Source organism: Agrobacterium sp. ICMP 6402, assembly GCF_009498615.1.
In the GTDB taxonomy this organism is placed as follows: Bacteria; Pseudomonadota; Alphaproteobacteria; order Rhizobiales; family Rhizobiaceae; genus Agrobacterium; species Agrobacterium burrii.
Window position 1 is genome coordinate 1 of the sequence record NZ_QSNV01000018.1, and the last position, 761, is coordinate 761.

A 761-nucleotide genomic window follows, 5' to 3' on the forward strand; every position below is an offset into this window, starting at 1 on the left:
CCGGGCGAGGCGATCGACGGTGAGGCCGATCTCAGCACCGTCGATGCCTTCGTGGAAAAGCCGGATGTAAAGACGGCGATTTCCTATCTTGAAAAAGGTTATCTGTGGAACTCCGGTAACTTTCTGTTCCGCTCCGACGTGATGATCGCCGAACTCAAGGCCTTCGCGCCCGAGATTCTTTCGGCGGTAACGCAGGCGGTCGAGCAATATGAAAGCGACCTTGGTTTCGTGCGCCTGCATCAGGCAAGCTTTGAGGCCTCGCCGAAAAACTCCATCGACTATGCGGTGATCGAAAAAACCAAACGCATGGCGGTGGTGCATGGCCATTTCCGCTGGTCGGATATCGGCAGCTGGGATGCGATCTGGGAAATCGCCGACAAGCAGGGCAACGACAATGCGCTCGAAGGCGATGGCGTGTTCATTGATTCCGAGGGTTGCCTCATTCACTCCACACAATTGCTGACGACGGTGGTGGGCGCGAAGGATCTGGTGGTGGTGGCCACCAAGGATGCGGTTCTGGTGGTGCCGAAAAACCGGGTGCAGGATGTAAAGGGGCTGGTGGAGACGCTTAAGGGCGGCGACCATGCGCCGCAGACGCAGGCGCACAAGCGCGTTTATCGGCCATGGGGTTATATCGAACACATGTATGTGGATAAGCGCTACCGCGTCGGCCACATCACGGTCGATCCCGGCCACCGCATCTCGTTCCAGAAACATTATCATCGCTCGGAACACTGGATCGTCGTCAAGGGAACGGCGAC

General features: G+C 57.6%; 1 protein-coding gene. It reads left to right on the forward strand.

Annotation, left to right across the window (positions count from 1 at the left end):
• On the forward strand, window positions 1-761 hold a 761-nt coding region (locus DXT96_RS26070), incomplete at both ends, for a sugar phosphate nucleotidyltransferase (RefSeq protein ID WP_246670661.1).